Origin of the sequence: Bacillus sp. Nf3 (assembly GCF_003028545.1) — a bacterium.
Classification (GTDB): Bacteria; Bacillota; Bacilli; order Bacillales; family Bacillaceae; genus Bacillus; species Bacillus safensis.
Window position 1 is genome coordinate 1 of the sequence record NZ_PYUA01000079.1, and the last position, 558, is coordinate 558.

A 558-nucleotide genomic window follows, 5' to 3' on the forward strand; every position below is an offset into this window, starting at 1 on the left:
CGCTGGGCAACAGCCTGCAGGCCGCTTTCCAGGTCGCCTCGATGCAGACCAGCGCCCCGCTGCGCGGCCTGCTCGACACCACGGTGCGCTATGCCCGCAGCGGCATGGATCTGGACCGAGCGCTGGGCCTGGCCGCGCAACCCTACCGCATGGACGTGCTGAAGGTGTTGGCGGTGGTGATCGGTGTGAGCGTGCGCATCGGTGGACGCGCCGACCAGATCCTGCAGCGCATGGGCGACTTCATGCGCGACCTTGAACAGGCCCAGCAGGAACTGGCGGCGACCACCTCCGAAACGCGCATGTCGGCCTGGGTGCTTGGCCTGCTGCCGCCGGCCAGCGCGGTACTGATGGCCATTTCCAGCCCCGAGTTCTTCCAGCCGGTGCTGCACGATCCGCTCGGCCACAAAGTGCTGCTGATCGCCCTGGGACTGGAGCTGGTCGGCGGCTTCCTGCTGTACCGACTGGCCAAATCGCTATGAACGCCTGCTGCCGCCCGGAGGGTGCCCGATGAGTGCCAGCGTCTGGTTCATGCTCTCGCTGCTGGTACTTGCCGCTGGC

General features: G+C 67.6%; 1 protein-coding gene. It reads left to right on the forward strand.

Going from position 1 to position 558, the window contains the following annotated elements; all coding sequences use genetic code 11:
- The coding region (locus C9414_RS20935) for a type II secretion system F family protein (protein ID WP_181286199.1) at positions 1 to 479 on the forward strand (479 nt) is incomplete at its 5' end.
- Positions 480 to 558: the final 79 nt, after the last annotated feature.